This window comes from Massilia sp. Root351 (assembly GCF_001425045.1).
GTDB lineage: Bacteria > Pseudomonadota > Gammaproteobacteria > Burkholderiales > Burkholderiaceae_D > Rugamonas.
Genome location: NZ_LMDJ01000031.1, coordinates 53,722 through 75,826, shown reverse-complemented (window position 1 = coordinate 75,826; position 22,105 = coordinate 53,722). Strand labels below are relative to the sequence as shown.

19 protein-coding genes are annotated in these 22,105 nt (G+C 67.2%); 11 read left to right on the top strand and 8 right to left on the bottom strand.

The window, feature by feature from the left end; all coding sequences use genetic code 11:
• The first annotated feature begins 124 nt into the window (after positions 1 to 124).
• The gene (locus ASD15_RS20385) at positions 125 to 3,118 is read left to right on the top strand and encodes an ATP-binding protein (protein ID WP_057156873.1); all 2,994 of its coding nucleotides are present in this window, start codon (positions 125 to 127) and stop codon (positions 3,116 to 3,118) included.
• A 152-nt stretch (positions 3,119 to 3,270) separates the two neighbouring features.
• Positions 3,271 to 4,263 carry a diguanylate cyclase domain-containing protein gene (locus ASD15_RS20380; protein WP_057156872.1) on the top strand — a complete coding sequence of 331 codons (993 nt, stop codon included), beginning with the start codon at positions 3,271 to 3,273 and terminating at the stop codon, positions 4,261 to 4,263.
• 73 nt (positions 4,264 to 4,336) lie between these two features.
• On the opposite strand, the gene ASD15_RS20375 is transcribed toward ASD15_RS20380, so the two are convergent.
• Positions 4,337 to 4,759: a hypothetical protein gene (locus ASD15_RS20375; protein ID WP_057156871.1), complete on the bottom strand. Its 423-nt coding sequence runs from the start codon at positions 4,757 to 4,759 to the stop codon at positions 4,337 to 4,339.
• 190 nt (positions 4,760 to 4,949) lie between these two features.
• Between ASD15_RS20375 and ASD15_RS20370 the strand changes: the two genes are divergently transcribed.
• Positions 4,950 to 6,593, top strand: coding sequence for a response regulator (locus tag ASD15_RS20370; protein ID WP_057156870.1), 1,644 nt, complete (start codon positions 4,950 to 4,952; stop codon positions 6,591 to 6,593).
• A 95-nt stretch (positions 6,594 to 6,688) separates the two neighbouring features.
• Positions 6,689 to 7,393 carry a sensor histidine kinase gene (locus ASD15_RS20365; protein WP_057156869.1) on the top strand — a complete coding sequence of 235 codons (705 nt, stop codon included), beginning with the start codon at positions 6,689 to 6,691 and terminating at the stop codon, positions 7,391 to 7,393.
• Positions 7,394 to 7,432: 39 nt separating this feature from the next.
• Here the strand turns inward: ASD15_RS20365 and ASD15_RS20360 are convergent, their stop codons facing one another.
• From ASD15_RS20360 to ASD15_RS20350, 3 genes are all read right to left on the bottom strand, one after another.
• Entirely contained in the window at positions 7,433 to 8,767 is a 1,335-nt protein-coding gene (locus tag ASD15_RS20360; protein WP_057156868.1) for an NAD(P)/FAD-dependent oxidoreductase, read from the bottom strand.
• Between the two features lie 23 nt (positions 8,768 to 8,790).
• The gene (locus tag ASD15_RS20355; protein ID WP_057156867.1) at positions 8,791 to 9,267 is read right to left on the bottom strand and encodes a hypothetical protein; all 477 of its coding nucleotides are present in this window, start codon (positions 9,265 to 9,267) and stop codon (positions 8,791 to 8,793) included.
• An 83-nt stretch (positions 9,268 to 9,350) separates the two neighbouring features.
• Complete coding sequence (locus ASD15_RS20350; protein ID WP_229418281.1) at positions 9,351 to 10,157, bottom strand: transporter; 807 nt, start codon at positions 10,155 to 10,157, stop codon at positions 9,351 to 9,353.
• Between the two features lie 119 nt (positions 10,158 to 10,276).
• Here ASD15_RS20350 and ASD15_RS20345 point away from each other — a divergent pair, with 119 nt between their 5' ends.
• From ASD15_RS20345 to ASD15_RS20330, 4 genes are read left to right on the top strand one after another with little or no spacing between them, the layout of a single operon-like run.
• Positions 10,277 to 10,711 carry a MarR family winged helix-turn-helix transcriptional regulator gene (locus ASD15_RS20345; protein WP_200954022.1) on the top strand — a complete coding sequence of 145 codons (435 nt, stop codon included), beginning with the start codon at positions 10,277 to 10,279 and terminating at the stop codon, positions 10,709 to 10,711.
• Positions 10,712 to 10,761: 50 nt separating this feature from the next.
• Positions 10,762 to 12,228 (top strand): MDR family MFS transporter, encoded by a 1,467-nt coding sequence (locus tag ASD15_RS20340; protein ID WP_057156865.1) that lies wholly within the window; start codon positions 10,762 to 10,764, stop codon positions 12,226 to 12,228.
• Positions 12,229 to 12,232: 4 nt separating this feature from the next.
• On the top strand, positions 12,233 to 13,783 hold the full coding sequence (locus ASD15_RS20335) for a TolC family protein (protein WP_082552000.1): 1,551 nt from the start codon (positions 12,233 to 12,235) through the stop codon (positions 13,781 to 13,783).
• A gap of 12 nt (positions 13,784 to 13,795) precedes the next feature.
• Positions 13,796 to 14,965 carry an HlyD family efflux transporter periplasmic adaptor subunit gene (locus ASD15_RS20330; RefSeq protein ID WP_057156864.1) on the top strand — a complete coding sequence of 390 codons (1,170 nt, stop codon included), beginning with the start codon at positions 13,796 to 13,798 and terminating at the stop codon, positions 14,963 to 14,965.
• A 29-nt stretch (positions 14,966 to 14,994) separates the two neighbouring features.
• Here ASD15_RS20330 and ASD15_RS20325 read toward each other — a convergent pair whose 3' ends face one another.
• The 3 genes from ASD15_RS20325 to ASD15_RS20315 all read right to left on the bottom strand — a co-directional run bounded on the left by ASD15_RS20325 (position 14,995) and on the right by ASD15_RS20315 (position 17,412).
• A complete protein-coding gene (locus ASD15_RS20325) occupies positions 14,995 to 16,536 on the bottom strand; it encodes a hypothetical protein (RefSeq protein ID WP_057156863.1) in 1,542 nt (513 codons plus the stop codon).
• Positions 16,537 to 16,543: 7 nt separating this feature from the next.
• Positions 16,544 to 16,849: a hypothetical protein gene (locus ASD15_RS20320; RefSeq protein WP_057156862.1), complete on the bottom strand. Its 306-nt coding sequence runs from the start codon at positions 16,847 to 16,849 to the stop codon at positions 16,544 to 16,546.
• A gap of 71 nt (positions 16,850 to 16,920) precedes the next feature.
• A complete protein-coding gene (locus tag ASD15_RS20315; protein WP_057156861.1) occupies positions 16,921 to 17,412 on the bottom strand; it encodes an Lrp/AsnC ligand binding domain-containing protein in 492 nt (163 codons plus the stop codon).
• A gap of 106 nt (positions 17,413 to 17,518) precedes the next feature.
• Here ASD15_RS20315 and ASD15_RS20310 point away from each other — a divergent pair, with 106 nt between their 5' ends.
• Both ASD15_RS20310 and ASD15_RS20305 read left to right on the top strand, forming a co-directional pair.
• Entirely contained in the window at positions 17,519 to 18,802 is a 1,284-nt protein-coding gene (locus ASD15_RS20310; RefSeq protein WP_057156860.1) for a D-amino acid dehydrogenase, read from the top strand.
• 107 nt (positions 18,803 to 18,909) lie between these two features.
• Positions 18,910 to 19,749 (top strand): HDOD domain-containing protein, encoded by an 840-nt coding sequence (locus tag ASD15_RS20305; RefSeq protein WP_057156859.1) that lies wholly within the window; start codon positions 18,910 to 18,912, stop codon positions 19,747 to 19,749.
• A 4-nt stretch (positions 19,750 to 19,753) separates the two neighbouring features.
• Here the strand turns inward: ASD15_RS20305 and ASD15_RS20300 are convergent, their stop codons facing one another.
• Positions 19,754 to 20,227, bottom strand: coding sequence for an Rrf2 family transcriptional regulator (locus ASD15_RS20300; RefSeq protein ID WP_057156858.1), 474 nt, complete (start codon positions 20,225 to 20,227; stop codon positions 19,754 to 19,756).
• Between the two features lie 200 nt (positions 20,228 to 20,427).
• Here ASD15_RS20300 and ASD15_RS20295 point away from each other — a divergent pair, with 200 nt between their 5' ends.
• Positions 20,428 to 22,104 (top strand): cbb3-type cytochrome c oxidase subunit I, encoded by a 1,677-nt coding sequence (locus ASD15_RS20295; protein ID WP_057156857.1) that lies wholly within the window; start codon positions 20,428 to 20,430, stop codon positions 22,102 to 22,104.
• The last annotated feature ends 1 nt before the right edge of the window (position 22,105 follow it).

Sequence of the window (22,105 nt, the reverse complement as noted above, 5' to 3'; positions counted from 1 at the left end):
AGCGCACAAGACGGCTACAATGAAGCTACGGTCCGGTTCGGCCGTCCCCTAGATGCAGACACCGATGATTTACTGTGAACCCCACCACCGCGCAGCACAGGCGCCTACTTCCAGGAGAGCCTGAGTGGCCAAGCTCGACAAAGAAGAGGAAGCCCGCATGCACTCGGCGGCCATGCGCAGCGCCAACAGCGTGCTGCTGGCCCGCCAGCGCGCCGAGCACGAAATGCAGGAGGCACGCGAGGAACTGCGCCGTTCCAACGCCCGCATGAAAACCGTCCTGGAGAGCATTACCGACGGTTTCATCGTGCTCGACCACGACTGGACCATCACCTATATCAATCCGCAGGCTGCCAACATCATCCATCCGCTCGAGAGCGGCGGCCAGCACGTGCTGGGCAACATCCTGTGGGACGCCTTCCCCGAACTGCGCGGCACCGTACTGGAAGCGCAGTTCCGGCGCGCCATGGAAATGCAGCAGAGCGTAGGCTTCGAGCTGTACTACCTGCCGCGCCAGATCTGGCTCGATGTGCGCGCCTACCCGTCCGCCGAAGGCCTCACCAGCTCCATCCAGAACATCACCAAGCGCAAGCTGGACGAGCGCGCGCTGCGCGAAAGCGCCAACCGGCTGCAGGTGGCGCTGGCGGCGGGCAAGCTGGGCGACTGGCTGTGGGACGCCGGCACCAACCTGGTGACGCTGGGCCGGCGCGCCGCGGAACTGCTGAACCTGCCCGCCGAGACCAGCCTGACCTGGGACGCGCTGAGCGAACACATCCTGGAAGAGGACCGCGCCCCGGCCCGCGCCGCCTTCCTCGACGCCTTCGAACAGCGCACCGATTTCAACATCGAATGCCGGGTCGAGCGCGCCGGCGGCGAGCGCCGCTGGCTGTCCGTGGTCGGCCACGGCAACTACGCCGAGGACGGCGCGGTGCTGGGCATGACCGGCATGGTGCAGGACATTTCCGACCGCAAGGCCGCCGAAAACACCTTGCGCCAGAGCCAGGAAGAACTGCAGGCCATGGCCAACTCGATCCCGCAGCTGGCCTGGATCGCCCGCTTCGACGGCGCCGTGGTGTGGTACAACGAGCGCTGGTACGAATACACCGGCCTGGCGCGCGACGACGCGCCGCCCACCGGCTGGGAAGAAGCGTACGACCCGGAGACCCTGCCGGCGATCCGCCAGCACTGGCAGGAATCGCTGCGCACCGGCATGCCGTTTGAAATGGAATTCCCGATCCGCGGCGCGGACGGGCACTTCCGCTGGTTCCTGTCGCGCGCCAACCCGGTGCGCGACAGCACCGGCCGCCTGGTGCGCTGGTTCGGCACCAGCACCGACGTCGACCAGGTCAAGCGGGTGCAGGAGGCGCTGCGCGACGAGAGCGCCATCCTGGAGCTGCTGAACACCACCGGCAACGCGCTGGCGTCCAAGCGCAACCTGCGCTCGCTGCTGCAGGAAGTCACCGACGCGGCCACCCGCATCAGCGGCGCCCGCTTCGGCGCCTTCTTCTACAACAGCACCAGCGCCGACGGCGGCGTGCTCACCCTGTACACGCTGTCGGGCATGCCGCCCGAGGCCTTTGCCCACTTCCCCCACCCGCGCGCCACCACCCTGTTCGGCCCCAGCATGCGCGGCGAAGGCACGCTGCGCAGCGACGACCTGCTGCGCGACCCGCGCTACGGCCGGAACCCGCCCCACACCGGCGTGCCCAAGGGCCACCCGGCCGTGCGCAGCTACCTGGCGGTGCCGGTGGTGTCGCGCTCGGGCGAGGTGATCGGCTCGCTGTTCTTCGGCCACCCCGAGCCGCACATGTTCAACGAGCGCACCGAGCGCATCATCGGCGGCATCGCGGCCCAGGCCGCCGTGGCAATCGACAATGCCCGCCTGTACGAAGCGGCCCAGCAAGCCGCCGAGGAGCGCAAGATCCTGCTGGACAGCGAACGCAGCGCGCGCGCCGAGGCCGAGCGCACCAGCCAGATGAAGGACGAATTCCTGGCCACGCTGTCGCACGAGCTGCGCACGCCGCTGACCGCCATCCTGGGCTGGGCCCAGGTGCTGCGGCGCGGCAGCCGCGACGAGGCCGACCTGCACCGCGGACTGCAAACCATCGAGCGCAACGCCCGGGCACAGGCGCAGCTGATCGAAGACCTGCTGGACATGAGCCGCATCACCTCCGGCAAAGTGTTGCTGGATATGCAAACCCTGTCGCCGCTGACGGTGGTCGATGCTGCCATCGAGACGGTGCGCCCGGCAGCCGACGCCAAGGGCATCCAGATCGAACGCGACTTCCACAGCACCGGCCTGGTAGCGGCCGACCCCAGCCGGATGCAGCAGGTGGTCTGGAATCTGCTCACCAACGCCATCAAGTTCACGCCCAGGGGCGGCGCGCTGCGGGTGTCGGTCGGCGAGGCCGAGGGCCATGTGGCCATCACCGTGGCCGACACCGGCATCGGCATCCGGGAGGAATTCCTGGCCCACGTGTTCGAACGCTTCCGCCAGGCCGATTCCACCACCACGCGCCGCCATGGCGGCCTGGGACTGGGGCTGTCCATTGTCAAGCACCTGGTCGAGCAGCACGGCGGCACGGTGTCCGTGGCCAGCGCGGGCGAGGGGCGCGGCGCCAGCTTCACGGTCAGCCTGCCGCTGGCCACCGCCCCCGGCGGGGCGGCGCGCCAGGCCCGCGCGCAGGCGCCGCAGCCGCCTCCGCTGCCGGCTGTGCCGTCCGACAGCGGCCTGCGCGACCTGGCCGGCATGCGCGTGCTGGTGGTCGACGACGAAATCGACGCAAGAGACCTGATCAAGCGCATACTGAGTGACTGCAACGCCACCGTGCTGACAGCCGCCAATGCGGCCGAGGCGCTGCAGCTGGTGCAACGCGAGCGCCCCAGCCTGCTGGTCAGCGACATCGGCATGCCGGACGTGGACGGTTTTGAACTGCTGGCCCAGGTGCGTGCACTGGGGCCGGAACGCGGCGGCGCGGTGCCGGCCATCGCGCTGACCGCCTTTGCCCGCTCGGAAGACCGGCTGCGCGCCCTGGAGTGCGGCTTCCGCGACCACGTCTCCAAGCCGGTGGAACCGGCCGAACTGGTGCGGGCTGTTGCGCTGGCGGCACAAAAGCGATAATTTTTTACCAAGAGAAATCTTTGTTGCCATAGGGAATAACTTGCGCTCCTACCTGAAGACGCGGCGCTGTCCTACAAGCAACGCTGCTATCCTTTGCTAAACTTAGAGCTTAAGAAATATGACCGCCCCAACTGTTTTGACGAGACATTACTATGCCTAGCCCGGACGAAATTCTGAACGCCAAGATACTTGTGGTGGACGATTGCGCCGACAACATCGACCTGATGCTTGAGATCCTGCGCGATGCCGGCTACAGCAATGTCTCGTCCACCATGCTGCCCGAGCAGGTATGCGGCCTGCACCGCCAGCACTGCTACGACCTGATCTTGCTGGATTTACAAATGCCCGAGCTGAACGGCTTCCAGGTCATGAAGGGACTCAAGGAGATCGAGCAGGACGGCTATTTGCCTGTCCTGGCGCTGACCGCCCAGCCCAGCTTCAAGATCGCCGCGCTGGAAGCGGGCGCGCGCGATTTCATCAGCAAGCCTTTCGACCTGCTGGAAGTCCACAAGCGCATCCACAACATGCTGGAAGTGCGCCTGCTGTACAAGGAGCTGGCGCAATACAGCAAGCAGCAGCAGGAACTGGCGCTGCACGATCCGCTCACCGGACTGCCCAACCGCCGCCTGCTGGAAGACCGCATCGCCACCACCTTGCAGCACGCCGCGCGCCACCAGCACAAGGCCGCCGTCATGTACCTGGACCTGGACGGCTTCAAGGCCATCAACGATACCCACGGCCATGCCTGCGGCGACGAGATCCTGAAACTGGTGGCCGGCCGCCTGGTCGGCTCCTCGCGCAAGGAAGACACCGTGGCCCGCGTCGGCGGCGACGAATTCGTCATCGTGCTGGGCGAAGTGGGCAGTTTGTCCGACGCCCAGGAACCGGCTTCCAAGCTGATCGAAGTAGTGTCCGAGCCCTACCAGGTGGGCGCACTGACGCTGAAGCTGTCCACCAGCATCGGCATCGCGCTCTATCCCGACCATGCCGACAACGTGCAGGCCCTGATCGAGAAAGCCGACCAGGCGCTGTACGACGCCAAGCGCGGCGGCAAGAACCGCCACTGCGCGGCGCAGCCCGAGGCGGCCGCCGCCGAGGCCTACATCCCCAGCCATCCGGCCTTGCACAGCGCTTCGGTCGCGTGAACGCCGCGCGCCACGCAGCAAGGCCGCGCAGCGAACTGCGCGGCCCCGGTGCGCTGCACCGGCGCGGGCCGTATCAGTGCGCGGCGGCTGTTTCCTTGGCCGCGCCCTCTTCCGTGGACTGTTCGACTTTGCCGGCATGCTGGTGGTCACTATGCGCGTCCACCATCTCCGGCGCCACTTCGATGCGGGTAATGCCGGCATCGACCGAAATCGGGTCGCTGGCCGGGAAAGTCATTTCCACCGCTTCGTCCAGCAGGGTTTCCTTGGCGATCTGGGCCGGCGTTTCCTGCTCATGGTCGGCCAGGATGGTAATCGCCTGCGCCCACTTGACGAAGTCCAGCTCGGCCAGCTCGCGCACCGTGCTGACGTTGAAAGCCTTGGCCAGCGCCTTCGCGTCGGCGGCGCTGACGCCTTTCAGTGCGCTCACCGGCGCTGCCGCCAATTCGCGGAAGCACTTACCCATGTATTCTTTGTCCACAACGGTATCGATATTCATGATGCATCCTTTCCAGGGGTTGGTCGGCACGGCACGACTATGGCACGCGCAACCGGCGCTGTATGTGCGCAGCCGAACACTGGCCGCGCGCGATAGCCGTGCGCGCTTTTGACTTTCACTTATCAGGTTGTTATGATCGGTCAATAGTTTGTCAGGCGAAATTCTTCCTTTCCGTGGCTCCAACAACAACGTGCCTAAAGTAGACAAACCCAAAGTCCTGGTCGTCAACGACGACGCCAACAGCCTGTTCGCGTTGACCAGTTTGCTGGCCCAGTGGTCGGAGCAGGAAGGCTATGATGTCCTGGCTGCGCGCTCGGGCGAGGAAGGCTTGCGCCAGGTGCTGATGCACGATTTCGCCGTGATCCTGCTGGACGTGAACATGCCCGGCATGGACGGCTTCGAGACCGCCGAGGCGATCCACCAGCGGGCCCGCTCGGCCGACATCCCCATCATCTTCGTGACGGCCTTCGTGGCCGACGAGCTGGACCGCCTGAAGGCCTACCAGCGCGGCGCGGTGGACTTCCTGTTCACCCCCGTCATCCCGCAAATCCTGCACGCCAAGATCTCCGTGTTCGTGGCGCTGGCCGTCAAGAACGAAGAGCTGAAGCGGCAGGCGCGCCAGCTCAGCCAGCGCACCACGGAGCTGACCGCCACCAACAAGAAGCTCACGCGCGAGATCGAAGAGCGCAAGATGGCCGAGCAGCAAAACCATGCCAAGGACGAATTTTTGGCCATGCTGGGCCACGAACTGCGCAATCCGCTCAGCGCCATCAGCAGCGCGGCCTCGCTGATCGCCCTGCCGGGCGTGGCGGCCGACGCCGTGGCGCGCGCCAAGCACATCATCCAGCGCCAGAGCCGCCACCTGGGCCGCATCGTCGACGACCTGCTGGACCTGAGCCGCGCCATGTCGGGCAAGATTCTGTTGAACCGGGCGCCGCTGGAACTGTCCGGCCTGCTCAGCACCTGCCTGGAAACCTACCGCACCACCGGCCGCACCGCCGGCTACGCGGTAACGCTGGAAGCGGGGCCCGGCTGGGTGCATGGCGACGCCACCCGGCTGGAACAGCTATTCTGCAATTTGATGGACAACGCGTTGAAATACACGCAACCCGGCGGCAGCATCGCGGTCTGCTGCGAGGCGGACGGCGACGACATGCTGCTGTCGGTGGAGGACAGCGGGGTCGGCATACCGGCCACGCTGCTGCCCCATGTTTTCGACGTCTTCGTCCAGGGCTCCAGCACGCTGGACCGCGCGCAAGGCGGGCTGGGCATCGGCCTGGCGCTGGTGCGGCGCCTGGCCGAACTGCACGGCGGCAGCGTCACCGCGTTCAGCGGCGGCAGCGGCGAAGGCAGCATCTTTACCATCCGGCTGCCGCGCGGCGAGCGGCCATCCGAACCGAGGCAAGAGATTATGAACACCCCAGAAACCGGCAAGCCCACCGTGCTGCTGATCGAAGACAACGACGACGGCCGCGAAATGATGTCGATGATGCTGAGCTGCTACGGCTATGAAGTGCGCAATGCGGCCGACGGCCTGCAGGGCCTGGAGCTGGCCGCCACCTACCGCCCTGACCTGGCGCTGGTCGACATCGGCCTGCCCGGCATCGACGGCTACGAGGTGGCGCGGCGGCTGCGCGCCAGCGAGGACACGCGCGGCATGAAGCTGATCGCGCTGACCGGCTACGGCCTGGCGGAAGACCAGCGCCGCGTGCTGGAGGCCGGCTTCGACATGCACCTGGTCAAGCCGGTCGACATCGACAACCTGATGAAAGCGATCGGCAGTTGCGCGGCCCCGGCAGGCGCCGGCGCCGACCCGGCCATCGCGCGGCCGTGAGCATGCCGCACGCCATGTGGCAGTGCGACAAAGAAAATCAACCTCAGGTATGATCGCCGCATAAAAACAGATCATCTTACTCTGAGACCCTTCTTATGTCCGCACAGGCACATCCCGCCCCTTACGACAGCCAGCGCGCCGCCGAGCTGAGCGAACTGCTCGGCCACGTCAACGCCTGCTGGGACAACGAGCGCCGCTCGCTGTCGCGCCAGCTGCACGACAGCATGGGCTCCTCGCTGACGGCGCTGACCATGCACCTCGGCCTGCTGACCCAAAAGCTGCCGCCGGATCCGGCGCTGCTCGAGCGCGCCACGCAGATGAAAAATCTGCTGCACACCATCATCGAAACCAACCGCCAGATGCAGCACCGGCTGTGGAACGACAAGCTGGAATTCCTCGGCGTGCGCGTGGCGCTGGGCGAGCTGGTGACGCAGTTCGGCGAACAGCACGGCGTGGCGGCCAGCTGCAGCCTGCCGGAGGACGAGCCGCGCTGCCCGCGCAGCCACAACGTGGTGCTGCTGCGCGCGCTGGAGGAAGGCTTGCGCAACATCGTCAGCCATGCCCGGGCCAGCACGGTGGACGTGATCGTGGACGACAACGACGACGCAATCATGCTGACGGTGAAGGACAACGGCGTGGGGCCGGCGCCGCAGGCGGACGTGATCGGCGCCGACAGCGCCAAGCATGGCCTGCGCGTGCTGCGCGAACGGGCCGCCTACCTGGGCGGCACGCTGACCCTGGTGGCCGGCAGCGGCGGCGGCGCCGTCCTGACGGTGGTCTTGCCCAAGCCGGCGCCCTAGCGCCCGGCCGGGCTGGCCCTGGCCGGCTGCAGCCCTCCCCTAGTGCAACTTCACCAGCGGCGTGGTGCGCTTGATCAGGAAGCGCGCCAGCGCCAGCACGCCGGTGCGCACCGTGCCCAGCACCGCCTGGTGGTGCATCAGGTGCAAGCTGGTGTACATCAGCCGCGCCACGAAGCCGTCGACAAACCAGCTCAAGCCCTTTAGCGAACCCATCAGGCTACCGACCGACGAGGTCTGGCCGAACGACACCAGCGAGCCATAATCCTTGTAGACATACGGCGCGCTCGGCGGCGCCTTGCCTTGCGCCTGGCGCAGCAAGGTCTGCACCAGGTAGCCGGCCTGCTGGTGCGCGGCCTGCGCGCGCGGCGGCACCGGCTTGCCGTCCACCCCCAGGCACAGGGCGCAGTCGCCCAGCGCGTAAATGCCGGTCTGGCCCTTGACGGCAAGGTGGCCGTCCACCTCCAGCTGGCCGCCCTTGGCGGTCGGCAGGCCCAGCGTGGCCAGCAGCGCGGGCGCCTTGATGCCCGCCGCCCACACCACGATGTCGGCCGCGTAGTGCGCGCCCTCGCCTGTCGTCACACGCTCGGCGTCGATGGCTGTCACGCGCGTGCCGGTCACCACCTTGATGGCGCGCTCTTGCAGCAGTTTGAGGGCGGCTGCCGATACGCGCTCGGGCAGCGGCGCCAGGATGCGGGGCGCCCCCTCCAGCAGCGTGATGCGCACGTCCTGCTCTGGTTTCAGGTGGCCGAAGCCGTAGGCGGCGTACACCCCGCTCGCTTCGCGCAATTCCGCCGCCAGCTCGACGCCGGTGGCGCCGCCGCCGATGATGACAATGTCCACCCCCGCCCCGGCCGGCGCGGCCGCTGGTTCGACCACCTCGGTCGCGCCCGGCGCGCCCTTCTTCAGCGCGGCCTTGGTCAGCAGCTTGAGCAGGGTCAGCCGGAAGCGCTCGGCGTCCTCGGTGGCGTTCAGGGAAATGGTGTGCTGCTCGGCGCCGGGCACGCCGAAGTAGTTGGAGGTGCTGCCGATGGCCAGCACCAGCGACTCGAAGCCGATGCGCCGTTCGGGCAGCAGTTCCTCATGCTCTGAGGTGGCGATAGCCGCCACCGTCAGCTGTTTGCCGGGCGCGTCGAGCGCCGTCAGGGCGCCATAGACATAGGTGAAACCGTTGTCGTGCGCCAGCATCTGGTAGGACAGGCCTTCCTGGTGGATATCCAGGGTGCCCGCCGCCACCTCGTGCAGCGAAGGTTTCCAGATGTGGTACAGCCGGCTATCGACCAGCATCACCTGCCGCGGCCCCAGCTTGCGGCCCAGTTTGCAGGCCAGCTCCAGTCCGCCGGCCCCGCCTCCCACGACGACGATTTTGCTATGCATGTGGCTCCTGAAGTGGATCGAACTCAGTCCTTGCCGTGGCCCTTGCCGTTGCCGTGGCCATTGCCATGGCCGTTGCCATGGCCCTTGTCGTGTTTGTCGTGTTTGTCATGCTTGTCGCGGTGGTCGTCGCGATGGTCGTCCCGGCGGCCGTCATGCTGGCCGCCACGGCCGTGTTCCGTGCGGTAGCGCGGCGCATAGTCGTTCACATACCAGTCGTCGCGCACGAAGTAGACGCGGCGGCCGCAGGCGTTGTACGCGCCGCAGTGCTTCGACCACTTCTTGGCATGGCCGGGCGGCACGCGCAGGTACAGCGGCTGCTCGATCACGCGCACCGGGCGGTGCACAATGATGGGTTCCGCATAGATGACCGGCGGCGGCGCCATGTTGCCCAGATCGATACGGCCGTAGAAGCCGGGCTGACCCACGCTGATGGAGACATTTTGCGCAGCGGCGGTCAGGGAAATTGCCAGCAGGCTGGCGGCGATGAGGAGTTTTTTCATGGTGTCATCTTATGGTTATGGGTTTACTGCACCTTTATTCTAAGCCGACAGTGACTTTCCGTATGTACGCTTGCGCACACAAGCTACCAAATTTTGGCCAAAGGCAACACTACGCCGCTGAAAAACTGCCACTCGGGCGTGGCCCGGTTCAAGCCGCGCGCCAGGCCGAAGTCGATGGCCAGGCGCGGATGGGGACTGTAGGCGGCAGCCAGCAGCAGCTGCGCCGTACTGCCCGCCCCGCTGCGGCGCGTGCCCGCCAGTTCGACCGTGGCCCCCCATTGCGCGTCCAGCGGCACCGAGAACGATGCCGAGGCGCCGCGCTGCACGCGTCCCAGTCCCGCTTCTGCGCCCCCCAGCCGGGTCAGGTTCAGATTGGCGTCCATGTGCACGGTGCCGAAATCGCGGCTGACGATGCCGTTGATGCTGTAGTCCGCGCGGCCGCTGCCGATGCCGTCCCGCGCCGTGGGCGCCTTGGCCCCCAGCTCCAGGCCCAGGCCCGGGCCGCCCTCGCCGCCGGCGCTCCAGGCGCGCTTCAGCACCACCAGCGTGTCGCCCGCGCCGCGCAGCCGGGGCGCGCCGTCCTGCCGGTCCGACACCCAGGCTTCGCCGCCCAGCAGCACGCCCCACTGCGGGCTGAACGCCAGCTTGAGGGTATAGGGCAGGCTGGCGCGGCGCGCCCCGCCGTCGCGGCTGGCCAGTCCGCCCAGTTCCAGTTCCAGCTGGCCGGGAGCCGGCAGTTGCGCCGGGCTGGACACCGACGGGCGGTATGGCAGCACCGGCGGCGCGCTGCCGGTGCTGTCGTCCCCCGCAGCCTGCGCCATCGCCGGCCCGCACCCCGCCGCCGCCAGTCCCAGGATGGCAGCGGCCAGCGCGCCCCGCCGCATCGTCATTCGCAGTCTCATCAGTCCTCCGAGTCGATACCGCAGCCTACCATGCCTGGCCGGCATTGCAATTCAGAAAAATACCATGGTAGACTAATGATTAGATATCTAACCATTATCCCATAGACATGTCACTTTCCCTCGACGAACGCTTCTCGCACGCCCTGCACACCACCGCCCGCGCCTGGCGCCTGGCGCTGGACCGGCGCCTGAAAGACCTGGGCATGGGCCAGGCCAGCTGGATGGCGATTGCCGCCGTGGCCAAGGCCCAGCCGCTGTCGCAAACCGAACTGGCGCGCCACCTGGGCGTGGAAGACCCCACCATGGTTGCCATGCTCGACCGCCTGGTGAAAGCCGGCTACCTGCAGCGCACGCCGTCCGGCAGCGACCGCCGCGTCAAGCTGGTCAGCCTCACGCCGGCCGGCCAGGACATCTACACCCGCGTGAAGAAGGAAGCCAACGCCTTCCGCCAGGAGCTGCTGGGCAACACCGATCCAGCCACGCTGGCCATCGTCACCGGCTTTCTCGAACAGCTGCAAGCGGCGGTCGAGGCCAAGCTGTGAGCCCTGCCGCCGCAGCCGGTCCAGCCAGGCAAGCGCCGCTGAACCGGCGCATGATCACGCTGTCCATCATGCTGGCCACCATCATCCAGGCGCTGGACGGCACCATTGCCAACGTGGCGCTGCCGCATATGCAAGGCAGCCTGTCGGCCTCGCAGGATCAGATCACCTGGGTGCTGACCTCCTTCATCGTGGCCGCCGCCATCGCCACCCCGCTGACCGGCTGGCTGTGCGACCGCTTCGGCCAGAAAAATGTGTTCCTGGTGTCGGTGGCAGGCTTCACCGTGGCCTCGGTGCTGTGCGGCCTGTCCGCCACGCTGGGCGAGATCGTCGCCGCCCGCCTGCTGCAGGGCGTTTTCGGCGCCGCGCTGGTACCGCTATCTCAAGCCGTGCTGCTGGACATCAACCCGCGCGAAAAGCACGGCTCGGCCATGGCCGTGTGGGGCATGGGCGTGATGATAGGCCCCATCCTCGGTCCCACGCTGGGCGGCTGGCTGACCGACAGCTACGACTGGCGCTGGGTGTTCTTCATCAACGTGCCGGTGGGAGCGATGGCGTTCTACGGGATCTGGAAATACATCCATCCCACGCCCGCCGCGCGCAGCATGCGCTTCGACGCCTTCGGCTTCGCCACCCTCAGCCTGGCCATCGGCGCGCTGCAGATGCTGCTGGACCGGGGCGAACAGAACGACTGGTTCGCCGCCACCGAAACCTGGATCGAAGCGGCCGTGCTGGCGCTCAGCCTGGCCTGGTTCGTGGCGCACACCGCGCTCACCCCCGCCGGCAAGTCCTTCTTCAATTACCGCCTGCTGAAAAACGCCAACTACGTGAGCGGCCTGCTGTTCATCTTCATCGTCGGCCTGGTGCTGTTCGCCACCCGCGCGCTCACGCCCTCGCTGCTGCAGGGGCTGATGGGCAATCCGGCCGCGCTGGCCGGCCTCGTCACGGCGCCGAGCGGCCTGGGCACCATGGTGGCGATGCTGCTGGTCGGGCGCCTGGTGGGCCGCTACGACGTGCGCCTGCTGCTGGCCATCGGCTTCGCCGTCACCGCGTTCTCGCTATGGCAGATGAGCGGCTACACGCTGGTGCTGTCCGCCGCCGACATCGTCTGGCCGGGCGTGATCCAGGGCTTGGGGCTGGGACTGGTGTTTGTACCGCTGAGCGCGGCCACCTTCGCCACGCTGGCGCCCGAAATGCGCGCCGAAGGCACGGCGATCTACAGCCTGGTGCGCAACATCGGCAGCAGCGTCGGCATCGCGCTGGTGCAGACGCTGCTGGTGCGCAACACGCAAACCGTGCATGCGGCGCTGGTGGCGCGCGTGGCCGTGACCGACACCGCGCCCGACGCGCTCGCGCTGCTGAACGCGGAAGTGACGCGCCAGGCTTCGATGATCGCCTACGTGGACGACTTCTGGCTGATGACGCTGCTGACCCTGGCGGTGATTCCGCTTCTGCTGCTGGTGCGTCCCGCAGCCAAAACCGCCGCACCTGCGCCTGCCGGCCATGCGGCCATGGATTGAGACTATGAGAACAAGTACTCCCCTGCTCCCGCCGTCCGCACTGGCCAGCGCCCTTGCCTGCGCGTTCGCGCTGGCCGGCTGCGCCCACGTTCCCGCCGAGCGCACTGCCCCGCTGGCGCAACGCGACGTGCCGGCCGCCACGGTCGCCGCCGACATCAAGCTGGCGCGCGACGGCTGGCCGGAAGCGCGCTGGTGGGAGGTCTACCACGACGCCCAGCTGGACCGCCTGATCTCGGCCGCCCTCGCCGCCAGCCCGGACCTGGATGCGGCCGCCGCGCACATCTCTGCGGCGCATTCTTCGCTGGACCGCACGCGCGCGGCGGCGGGGCTGGAAGCCGGCGTGTACGGCGGCATGAACCGCCAGCGCTACTCCGGCACCGGCCTGTTCCCGGCGCCCATCGGCGGCAGCTACTTCACCGAAGAGACCGTGCGCGTGGATGCGCGCTACAACTTCGACTGGTGGGGCCGCAACAAGGCGCAAGTGGCGGCGGCGGCGGGCGAGCTCAACGCGCACCGGGCCGGCTACGCGCAAGCCGAGCGCGCGCTGTCGGCGGCCATCGCGCAAAGCTACTTCCGCCTGCAGGGCGGCTGGGCGCGGCGCGCCAACCTGGAACAGCTGATCGCCGCGCAGCAGGCCGTGATCGCCGATGCCGCCAAGCGCATCGCGCGCGGCCTGGGCGTGCAGGACGAAGCGCGGCAAGCCGGCGCCGAGCTGTCGCAGCTCAGGCAGCAGCTCGCCCAGCTTGACGGCGACAACCTGCGCGAACGCGAGGCCCTGCGCGCCCTGCTCGGCGGCGACAACGCGCCGAACGCCGGCCAGTCCGACGCCCACGCCGGCGGCACGCGTGCACCTGGCACGGCGGACGCTGCAGCCCCCGCTGCGCCCCGCGCCAGCACAGCGCAATTGCTGGCCGCGCTGCAGCAGCGCGCATTGCCCGAGGGGTTGCACGCGCTGCCGTCGCGCCTCGGCATGGAGCTGCTGGCGCGCCGGCCGGACCTGCAAGCCGCGCGCTGGCGCGTGGAAGCCGCGTTGAGCCGCATCGACGCCGCCAAGGCCGCGTTCTACCCGGACATCAACATCAGCGCCGCCGCCGGCCTGAATTCGATCTCCCTTGAGCGCCTGCTGGAAGCACCAAGCCGCACGCTGTTCGTCGGCCCCACCATCACCCTGCCACTGTTCGACAGCAAACGCCTGGCCGCGCAACTGGAAGGTACGCGCAGCGAGCGCAACGCGCTGGTGGCCGAGTACAACCGCGCCGTGGTGGCCGCCGTGCGCGACGTGGCGCAGGACGCCGCCGCCGTGCAAGCGCTGGAAGCCGAAACCAGCGAACAGGCCGCCGCCAGCACCGCCGCGCAAGCCCTGCTGCGCTCCGCCCAGGCCAGGCTGCAAGGCGGCCTGGCCACCCGGCACGCCGTGCTGAATGCGCAACTGAACGCGCTGCGCCAGCAGGATGCCGCCCTGCACCTCCGGCAAATCCAGCTGCAAGCCGAAGTCGCGCTGATCCACTCGCTCGGCGGCGGCTACCGCGCCGGCACCGCACTTACCCTGAACTAATCCGAGCTCGCCATGACCACCGCACCCGAAACCACCGCCGCAGCCCCAGCCAACAACAAAAAACGCACCCGCGTGCTGGCCGGCATCACGCTGGCCTTCGTGGCCGCCGGCGCCGCTTACGCCTTCTACTACGAATCCGTGCTGTCCAGACAGCAGGAAACCGACAACGCCTACGTCGGCGGCAATCTCGTCACGCTATCCTCGCAAGTGGCTGGCAACGTGGCCGAGATCGGCGCCGACGAAACCCAGCTGGTGCAGGCCGGCGCGCAAATCGTCAAGCTCGACCCGGTGGACGCCGAGGTGGCGCTGGAACTGGCCCGGGCCCGCCTGGGCGCCGCCGTGCGCCAGGAACGCCAGCGCTACGCCGACGCCGGCCAGTTCGACGCCGCCGTCGCCCAGCGCAGGCTGGCCTTGAACAACGCGCAGGACGACCTGGCCCGCCGCGCGCCGCTGGCGGCCGACCACACCGTCTCCGGCGAGGAGGTGGAACACGCGCGCCAGGCCGTGGCCAACGCGCAGGCGGCGATCGAAGTGGCGCTGCAACAAAGCGCGGCGGCGCACGCGGGCGTGGCCGGTGTGGCACTGGCCGAGCACCCGGCCGTGCAGGCGGCGCGCGCCGACTACATGCAAGCCTGGCTGGCCGCGCGCCGCAACGCCATCGTGGCGCCGGTGTCCGGTTACGTGGCCAAGCGCAGCGTGCAGGTGGGCGCCCGCGTCACGCCCGGCATGCCGCTGCTGTCCATCGTGCCGCTGGACCAGCTGTGGGTGGACGCCAACTTCAAGGAATCGGAACTGCGCGACATCCGCGTCGGCCAGCCCGCCACGGTGGAGGCGGACCTGTACGGCGGCAAGGTGGCCTACCACGGCAAAGTACTGGGCATGTCGGCAGGCACCGGCAGCGCGTTCTCGGTGCTGCCGGCGCAGAACGCCAGCGGCAACTGGATCAAGGTGGTGCAGCGCGTGCCGGTGAGGATAGCGCTCGATGCGCAAGAGCTGGCCAGGCATCCGCTGCGCATCGGCCTGTCCACCACGGTGAAGGTGGACATCAGCAAGACCGACGGCCCCATGCTGGGTGCCCCGATGCCGCGGGCGCCGATCTACAGCACCAGCGCGCTGGCCCAGCCGCTGCAGCAGGCCAGCGCGGCCGCCGACGCCATCATCGCGCGCAACATGGCGCACTGAGGCCGCATGACGGGGACATCTATCCTGCCTCAATCCTGCTGCAGCTGGTTCTCAAGCTGTTCGATGGCGGCCTGCGACTGGGCGATCACCTTGCTGGCGATGCGTTCGCGCATGCCCTGCACGCGCCCGGCGGCCTCGGCCTCCAGCAACAGCGGCGTGAGCATCTGCCGGGCCGATTCATGGAAGCCTTGCGCCACCTCGTCCAGCTGCGCCAGGTAGGACTGCTCGGCCACCTTAAGCCGCGCGCGCAGTTCCTCCTCGAAGGCGCGGCGCTTGTCGCGGATTTCCGATCGCTTGCGCTTGCCGCCGTCGGCGAACCACTTGAACGCGCCCGCCAGCAGCACCGCGCCGCCGACAAACGGCGCCGCCGGCGCCAGCACCGGCATCACCACCGCCACGCCGAACAGGTAGGCCACCGTGCCGGTGCCCGCCGCCGCCACCGCGCCGCCCATCAGCGTCAGGCTGGCGGCCGTATCGACCGTGTTGACCAGCCGCGTGCCGATGCGCAAGCTGGGCATCAGCTTGGCCAGCGCCGCATGGTGTTCGCGCTGGAACACATTGGTCTGCCCCAGCCGCATGCCGGACTGGAACAGGCGCAAGTCGTGCTGCATCAGCTTGAGCGCCTCTTCCTTGCGCCGCACCACGCGGTCCAGCCGGCGCTCCATCTCCTGGCCGAACTGGTTGCGGCCTATGCTTTCCCACACGTCGCCGTCCTTCCACTGGTCGGTGGCCAGGCGGTCGGCAATCGCCAGCTCGATGGCGTTGCCGGCATCGTGCACCGCATCGTCGATATCCTGGAACAGCATGCTGCGCTCGTAGGCCACGCGCGCGTCCACCAGCGCCAGCCGCTGCTGCACCTGGTGGCGCAGTTCCAGCGCCGAGGCCATCATGCGGTCCGCGTTGGCGGCCGACGCGGCCATGCTGGCAGCCAGTTCCTGATAGGCGCGGATGCCCTGCCCTATGCTGGCGGTGGCCTGCTGCACCATGCCGCGCAACTGCGCCTGGTCCAGTTTGCCGCCCTGGAAGCGGCGCGCGCCGTCCATCAATTCCGTGTGGCCGGTGCTGCGGCCGAAGTCGGCCACCACGTCGCCCAGGCCGCGCCCCTTGACCAGCTTGCGCGCCTGCTGGCCGATGCTGCCCAGCAGGCCGCGCTCGTCATCGGGCGGCAGCATGGCCAGCTCGTCGGTGCGCAGGCGCAGGTCGAGCGCCTTGGCCACGCGCTGCGCCAGCGCGCGCGCCTTGGCTCCCTGCAGCGCCACCAGCGGACGCAGCATGTCATAGGCATGCTCGCGGGTCTGCAGGTCCACCGCCGGCGCGCAGCGCGCCAGCGCATTGAGCGCCCAATCGACGCTCACGCCCGACTCGATGGCGTTCAGTACCAGTGCGGTGAATACGGCGGAAGCCTTGCCTTCGCCGGCCAGGTCGGTCACGGCGGCAAACTGGCCCAGCGTGACGGTGCCGTCGGCAGCGGCCAGCGCGCCCACGGTACGCGCCAGCGCGGAGGCAAAGCTTTGATCGGAGGACAGGTGTTCGTCCAGCGTGCGGATTTCTAAGGGTTTTTCGGCATCCATCCAGTACTCAAGCTAGTAATTTCAAACAGGCGAGTATGAAACCGCCTTGCACGAAGACTGCGATACAGAGCCAGCGGAACAGATCAGCCTGCAACTTTGCCAGGCTCGTCTCCATGCGTGCTTCGAACGCGGCAAAGCGGGCATCCATGCGCGCTTCCTGCGCAAGCAGCTCGCTGTGCAAATAGTCCTTCGTGACCAGTTGCTGCAGCGTTTCAGCGGTCAGTTCAGCATGCAGCAAGGCTTGCTCCCCTGGCACGCCAGCCATTTCCAGACGTTCGGCGTACCGGCTCAGATCGAATTCGTAGGCGGACATGGCGCCCCCTAGTCGAAATCATTATAGTGATCTTACAGGATGTGGCAACCTTGATAACGCTCAACCGTGTATCAGACCGCTTCGGTGGACAGGAACAGCGTTTCCTTGATCTCTTCCATGACCACGTAACTCTTGCTTTGCGCCGCCCCCGGCAGCTGCAGCAGCATCTCGCCCAGCAGCTTGCGATACTCGGCCATTTCGTGGATGCGCGCCTTGATCAGGTAGTCGAAGTCGCCCGACACCAGGTGGCACTCCTGCACCTCCGGGATGCGCAGCACCTCGCGCCGGAACTGCTCGAACATCGAGGCCGACTTGGTGTTCAGCGTGATCTCGACGAACACCAGCAGCTTGGCCCCCAGCGCCGGCGGGTCGATGCGGGCATGGTAGCCGGTGATGACGCCGTCGCGCTCCATGCGCTTGACCCGCTCGATGGCCGGCGTGATCGACAGCCCCACCTGTTCGCTCAAATCCTTCATGGAAATCCGCCCGTCCTCCTGCAGGATGCGCAGGATCTTGCGGTCCAGCTTGTCCAGGGTACGGACCGAATCTTTCTGTGTTCGCATGATTTTTTACTGAATATCGGCTTTTATATAGTAACAAATACTGGTTGAAGCAACTTATCATAGCGTTATATCTGGCGCAAGCCATTAAAATCTATAAGGGAGCGTTATGCGTATCGTGATTCTTGGCAGCGGCGTCATCGGCGTCACCACCGCGTACTACCTGGCCCAGGCCGGTCACGACGTCACGGTGCTGGACCGCCAGCCCGCGTCCGCGCAGGAAACCAGTTTCGCCAACGCCGGCCAGATCTCCCCCGGCTACGCTTCCCCCTGGGCCGCCCCCGGCATCCCGCTGAAAGCCATGAAATGGATGCTGCAGCGCCACGCGCCGCTGTCCATCACGCCGGACGGCACCCTGTTCCAGCTGCAATGGATGTGGCAGATGCTGCAGAACTGCAATGCCGAGCGCTATGCGGTCAACAAGGAGCGCATGGTGCGCCTGGCCGAATACAGCCGCGACTGCTTCAAGGCGCTGCGCGCCGCCACCGGCATCGAATACCAGGGCCGCCAGCAAGGCACCACCCAGCTGTTCCGCACCCAGCAGCAGATGGACGGCGCCGCCAAGGACATCGAAGTACTGAAGGACACCGGCGTGCCCTACGAACTGCTGAGCCGCGAGCAGCTGGTCGGCGCCGAACCCGGCCTGGACAAGGACAAGCTGGTGGGCGGCTTGCGCCTGCCGAACGATGAAACCGGCGACTGCCAGCTGTTTACCACCCGCCTGACCGCCATGGCCGAAGAGCTGGGCGTCAAATTCCGCTACAACACCGCGGTCCGCAGCCTGGTCATGGACGGCGGCGAGATCAAGGGCGTGGTCACGGACGCCGGCCTGGTGCATGCGGACAGCTACGTGGTGGCCATGGGCTCCTACTCCACCCAGCTGCTGCAGGACATCGTCAAGATCCCGGTCTACCCGCTGAAGGGCTATTCGATCACCGTGCCCATCGTGGACGCGGCGCGCGCCCCCGCCTCGACCATCCTGGACGAAACCTACAAGATCGCCGTGACCCGCTTCGACGACCGCATCCGCGTCGGCGGCATGGCCGAGATCGCCGGCTTCAACACGCGGCTGAACCCGCGCCGCCGCGAAACGCTGGAAATGGTGGTCAACGACCTGTTCCCCGGCGCCGGCGACACCGCCAGCGCCAGCTTCTGGACCGGCCTGCGCCCGATGACGCCGGACGGCACCCCGGTGGTGGGCCGCAGCGCCGTGCGCAACCTGTTCATCAATACCGGCCACGGCACGTTGGGCTGGACCATGTCCTGCGGCTCGGCGCAGCTGCTGGCCGACATCATCTCGGCCAAGCGCCCCGCCATCCTGGCCGACGACCTGTCCGTCAGCCGCTACAGCCGGCAGCCCGGCCAGCGCGCCCCGCAACTGGTCAATGCCTAAGCTGCGGCGCGGCCAACGGCCGTGCCCGCCGTTGTGCCCGCACCACCGGCCGGCAGCGGCTGCGATTGGCCGTTGTGCGGCCACCGCGCACTGCGTATAATTTTTGCATGAATAAACTTGAAGCTTATGGCCACATCGCCGCCCTGGCGATACGCGGCGACCTGGTTTTCCCCACCAGCGTCAACGCGGCGCTGCGCGTGCAACTCGCGCTGGACGACCCCGAATGCCCCATCGATGAAGCGATCCGCCTGGTGCTGGCCGAGCCCCAGCTGGCCGCCCGCACGGTAGCGCTGGCCAACTCGGCCATGTTCAACCGCACCGGCGGCCCGGAGGTGACCAATGTGCGCGCCGCCATCATGCGCATCGGCTACCACAACCTGTTTGCGCTGGCCGCCGCCATGGTGGTGCGCCAGTTCGGCAGCAAGATCGCCGACCCGGCCCTGCGCGCCAAGGCCGAACAGCTGTGGCAGCACACGGTGTACGTGGCCTGCCTGGCCCGCATCATCGCGCGCGACGTCACCTACACCAACCCGGACACGGCGCTGTTTGCCGCCATCGTGCATGAAGTGGGCAATTTCTACCTGCTGTCGCGCGCCGACGAGTTTCCCGGCCTGCTGGAAGACGACCCGGAAAACTGGCAGCCGGCCAGCGAGGAAATCATCACGCGCGAAGTGCTGAACAAGCTCAACATTCCCGAGCCGGTCAGCACCGCCATCCAGGGCATGCGCGACAGCTTCCTGCAGATTCCGCCCGAATCGCTGCTCGACACGCTGCTGCTGGCCAATCACCTGTCGCCGGTGGCTTCACCTTTGCAAGCCGCGCCGCGCGAACTGCCGCCGCACTCGGAATCGGTGATCGACCTGTTCATCGATGAGGAAATGATGGAAGAACTACTGGCCCAGGCCGGCAAGGACGCCGAGGCCATGAACGCGGCGCTGCTGGTTTAAAGAGTCAAGCCAGGCGTTCGGCCTGGGTTTTCGGCATCAGCTGCAGCGGATGCAGCTGGCCGTCCTTCGGCGCGCCCCGCTTGGGCAGCAAGTCGGCCAGCGTCACCCCGTCCAGCACCTTCAGGTAGGCGTCGGTGGCCTCCTCCAGCTTGGTCTTCAGGTAGCAGGCGCCATTGAAGGCGCAAGTGTTGTGCTCGCCGTCGAAGCATTCGGCCATGTAGAAATCGCTCTCGCTCTCGCGCACCACGGCGCCGATGTTGATGTCGGCCGGCTCGCGCTTCAGGCGCAGGCCGCCGTTGCGCCCGCGCACGGTTTCCACCAGGCCGTTGACGCCCAGCTGGTGCACCACCTTGGTCAGGTGATTCTTGGAGATGCTGTGCAAGTCGGCGATGTCCTGAATCGTGACCAGCTTGTCGCGGTTCATGCCCAGGTAGATCAGCGAGCGCAGCGTGTAGTCGGTAAACGAAGTCAGTCTCATGGCGTGGCGTAGGTCGGGTGGCGTCCGGATTTAAACATGCATGCAATATATTGCTTTATACCAGCCCCTACTGTAACATGCTTAATGTGGTATCCATTATATAGCTTTTATAGCGGACTCCCCCATTTTCCAGAAAGACACACGGTGCGCTTTCTGTGACACTAGGGAGCAGATTAAATCAGGAAAGGCCAAGGTCCGTCATGGATACCGTCACCATCTTGCTGTCCTCGTTTGTCCTGTCGGTCACCGGTTTGCTGGTGTTCATCTGGTCGCTGCGCAAGCGCATGTTCGACAACGACGCGGCGGCCGCGCATGTGATTTTCTCGACCGGCGAACTGGGCCACGGCGAGGAGCCGGCCGCCAGCGACGCCCAGCGCGCCAAACTGGCCAGGCCGGTGCCCGGCGAAGTCAAGTCCGTGCTGGACGCCGGCCAGCACGCCGAACAGCAGCAGGAACTGGCCGCGCGCATCGAGGCCGACCGTTCCAGCGCCCTGGTCGCCTTTGTCTTCCTGGCCTGCGCCATGGCCTGGCTGATCGTCGCCTCGCTGGCCGGGCTGACCAGCTCCATCAAACTGCACGAGCCGGACTGGCTGGTGCAGCAAGCCTGGCTGACGTTCGGCCGCATCCGCACCATCCATCTGAACGCCGTGGCCTATGGCTGGGCCCCCATGGCCGCGTTCGGCATCGCCATCTGGCTGCTGCCGCGCCTGCTCAAGACGCCGCTGGTGGGCGCCCGCTACGCCATCCTCGGCTGCATGCTGTGGAACGCCGGCCTGATCGCCGGCCTGGGCTGCATCGCGGTCGGCCTGAGCGACGGCCTGGAGTGGCTGGAGATACCCTGGCAAGTGGACCTGCTGCTGGTGGCCGGCGGCGCGCTGGTGGGCCTGCCGCTGGTATATACGCTGCAAAACCGCAAGGTGCACCACCTCTACGTGTCGGTCTGGTACATGGGCGCGGCGCTGTTCTGGTTCCCGATCCTGTTCCTGATCGGCAACTTGCCGGCCGTGCATTTCGGCGTGCAGCAGGCCGCCATGAACTGGTGGTTCGGGCACAACGTGCTGGGCCTGTTCTACACGCCGATGGCGCTCGCCTCGGTGTACTACTTCCTGCCCAAGATCATCGGCCGCCCGGTGCAATCCTACAACCTGTCGCTGCTGGGCTTCTGGACCCTGGCCTTCTTCTACGGCCAGGTGGGCGGCCACCACCTGATCGGCGGTCCGGTGCCGGGCTGGCTGATCACGCTGTCCATCGTGCAAAGCGTGATGATGGTGGTGCCGGTGATCTCCTTCTCCATCAACCAGCACCTGACCATGCGCGGCTACTTCTCCAAGCTGATCTACTCGCCCACGCTGCGCTTCATCGTCCTGGGCGGCATGATGTACACGGTCAGCTCGATCCAGGGCTCGATCGAAGCGCTGCGCGCGGTCAACACCGTGGCCCACTTCACGCATTTCACGGTGGCGCACGCCCACCTGGGGCTGTACGGCTTCTTCACCATGGTGATGTTCGGCGCCATCTACTTCGTCATGCCGCGCATCATGGCCTGGGAATGGCCCTACCCCAGCCTGATCGCGGCGCACTTCTGGCTGGTGGTGCTGGGCTTCTCGATCTACTTCATCGGCCTGACCACGGGCGGCTGGCTGCAGGGCCTGGCGATGCTGGACGCCTCCAAGCCCTTCATGGATTCGGTGGCCGTCACCATCCCCTACCTGCAAAGCCGGTCGCTGGGCGGCGCCATCATGACCTTCGGCCACATGGTGTTCGCCGGCCACTTCGCCGCCATGGCGCTGCGCAACGGCCCGCGCCGCATCGGCGCCGCGCTGCTGCACACCCGCAGCACCGCCGCCGCGCCATCGTCCAACCTGGCAGGAGCGTAAG

What these genes read in the sequence shown, in the direction of transcription:
- ASD15_RS20310 (WP_057156860.1), top strand. Translation starts at nt 17,519, where the DNA reads ATGCGTATCGTGATTCTTGGCAGCGGCGTCATCGGCGTCACCACCGCG.
- ASD15_RS20365 (WP_057156869.1), top strand. Translation starts at nt 6,689, where the DNA reads ATGTCCGCACAGGCACATCCCGCCCCTTACGACAGCCAGCGCGCCGCC.
- ASD15_RS20295 (WP_057156857.1), top strand. Translation starts at nt 20,428, where the DNA reads ATGGATACCGTCACCATCTTGCTGTCCTCGTTTGTCCTGTCGGTCACC.
- ASD15_RS20345 (WP_200954022.1), top strand. Translation starts at nt 10,277, where the DNA reads ATGTCACTTTCCCTCGACGAACGCTTCTCGCACGCCCTGCACACCACC.
- ASD15_RS20300 (WP_057156858.1), bottom strand. Translation starts at nt 20,227, where the DNA reads ATGAGACTGACTTCGTTTACCGACTACACGCTGCGCTCGCTGATCTAC.
- ASD15_RS20360 (WP_057156868.1), bottom strand. Translation starts at nt 8,767, where the DNA reads ATGCATAGCAAAATCGTCGTCGTGGGAGGCGGGGCCGGCGGACTGGAG.
- ASD15_RS20340 (WP_057156865.1), top strand. Translation starts at nt 10,762, where the DNA reads ATGATCACGCTGTCCATCATGCTGGCCACCATCATCCAGGCGCTGGAC.
- ASD15_RS20355 (WP_057156867.1), bottom strand. Translation starts at nt 9,267, where the DNA reads ATGAAAAAACTCCTCATCGCCGCCAGCCTGCTGGCAATTTCCCTGACC.
- ASD15_RS20305 (WP_057156859.1), top strand. Translation starts at nt 18,910, where the DNA reads ATGAATAAACTTGAAGCTTATGGCCACATCGCCGCCCTGGCGATACGC.
- ASD15_RS20320 (WP_057156862.1), bottom strand. Translation starts at nt 16,849, where the DNA reads ATGTCCGCCTACGAATTCGATCTGAGCCGGTACGCCGAACGTCTGGAA.
- ASD15_RS20380 (WP_057156872.1), top strand. Translation starts at nt 3,271, where the DNA reads ATGCCTAGCCCGGACGAAATTCTGAACGCCAAGATACTTGTGGTGGAC.
- ASD15_RS20335 (WP_082552000.1), top strand. Translation starts at nt 12,233, where the DNA reads ATGAGAACAAGTACTCCCCTGCTCCCGCCGTCCGCACTGGCCAGCGCC.
- ASD15_RS20325 (WP_057156863.1), bottom strand. Translation starts at nt 16,536, where the DNA reads ATGGATGCCGAAAAACCCTTAGAAATCCGCACGCTGGACGAACACCTG.
- ASD15_RS20350 (WP_229418281.1), bottom strand. Translation starts at nt 10,157, where the DNA reads ATGACGATGCGGCGGGGCGCGCTGGCCGCTGCCATCCTGGGACTGGCG.
- ASD15_RS20315 (WP_057156861.1), bottom strand. Translation starts at nt 17,412, where the DNA reads ATGCGAACACAGAAAGATTCGGTCCGTACCCTGGACAAGCTGGACCGC.
- ASD15_RS20330 (WP_057156864.1), top strand. Translation starts at nt 13,796, where the DNA reads ATGACCACCGCACCCGAAACCACCGCCGCAGCCCCAGCCAACAACAAA.
- ASD15_RS20375 (WP_057156871.1), bottom strand. Translation starts at nt 4,759, where the DNA reads ATGAATATCGATACCGTTGTGGACAAAGAATACATGGGTAAGTGCTTC.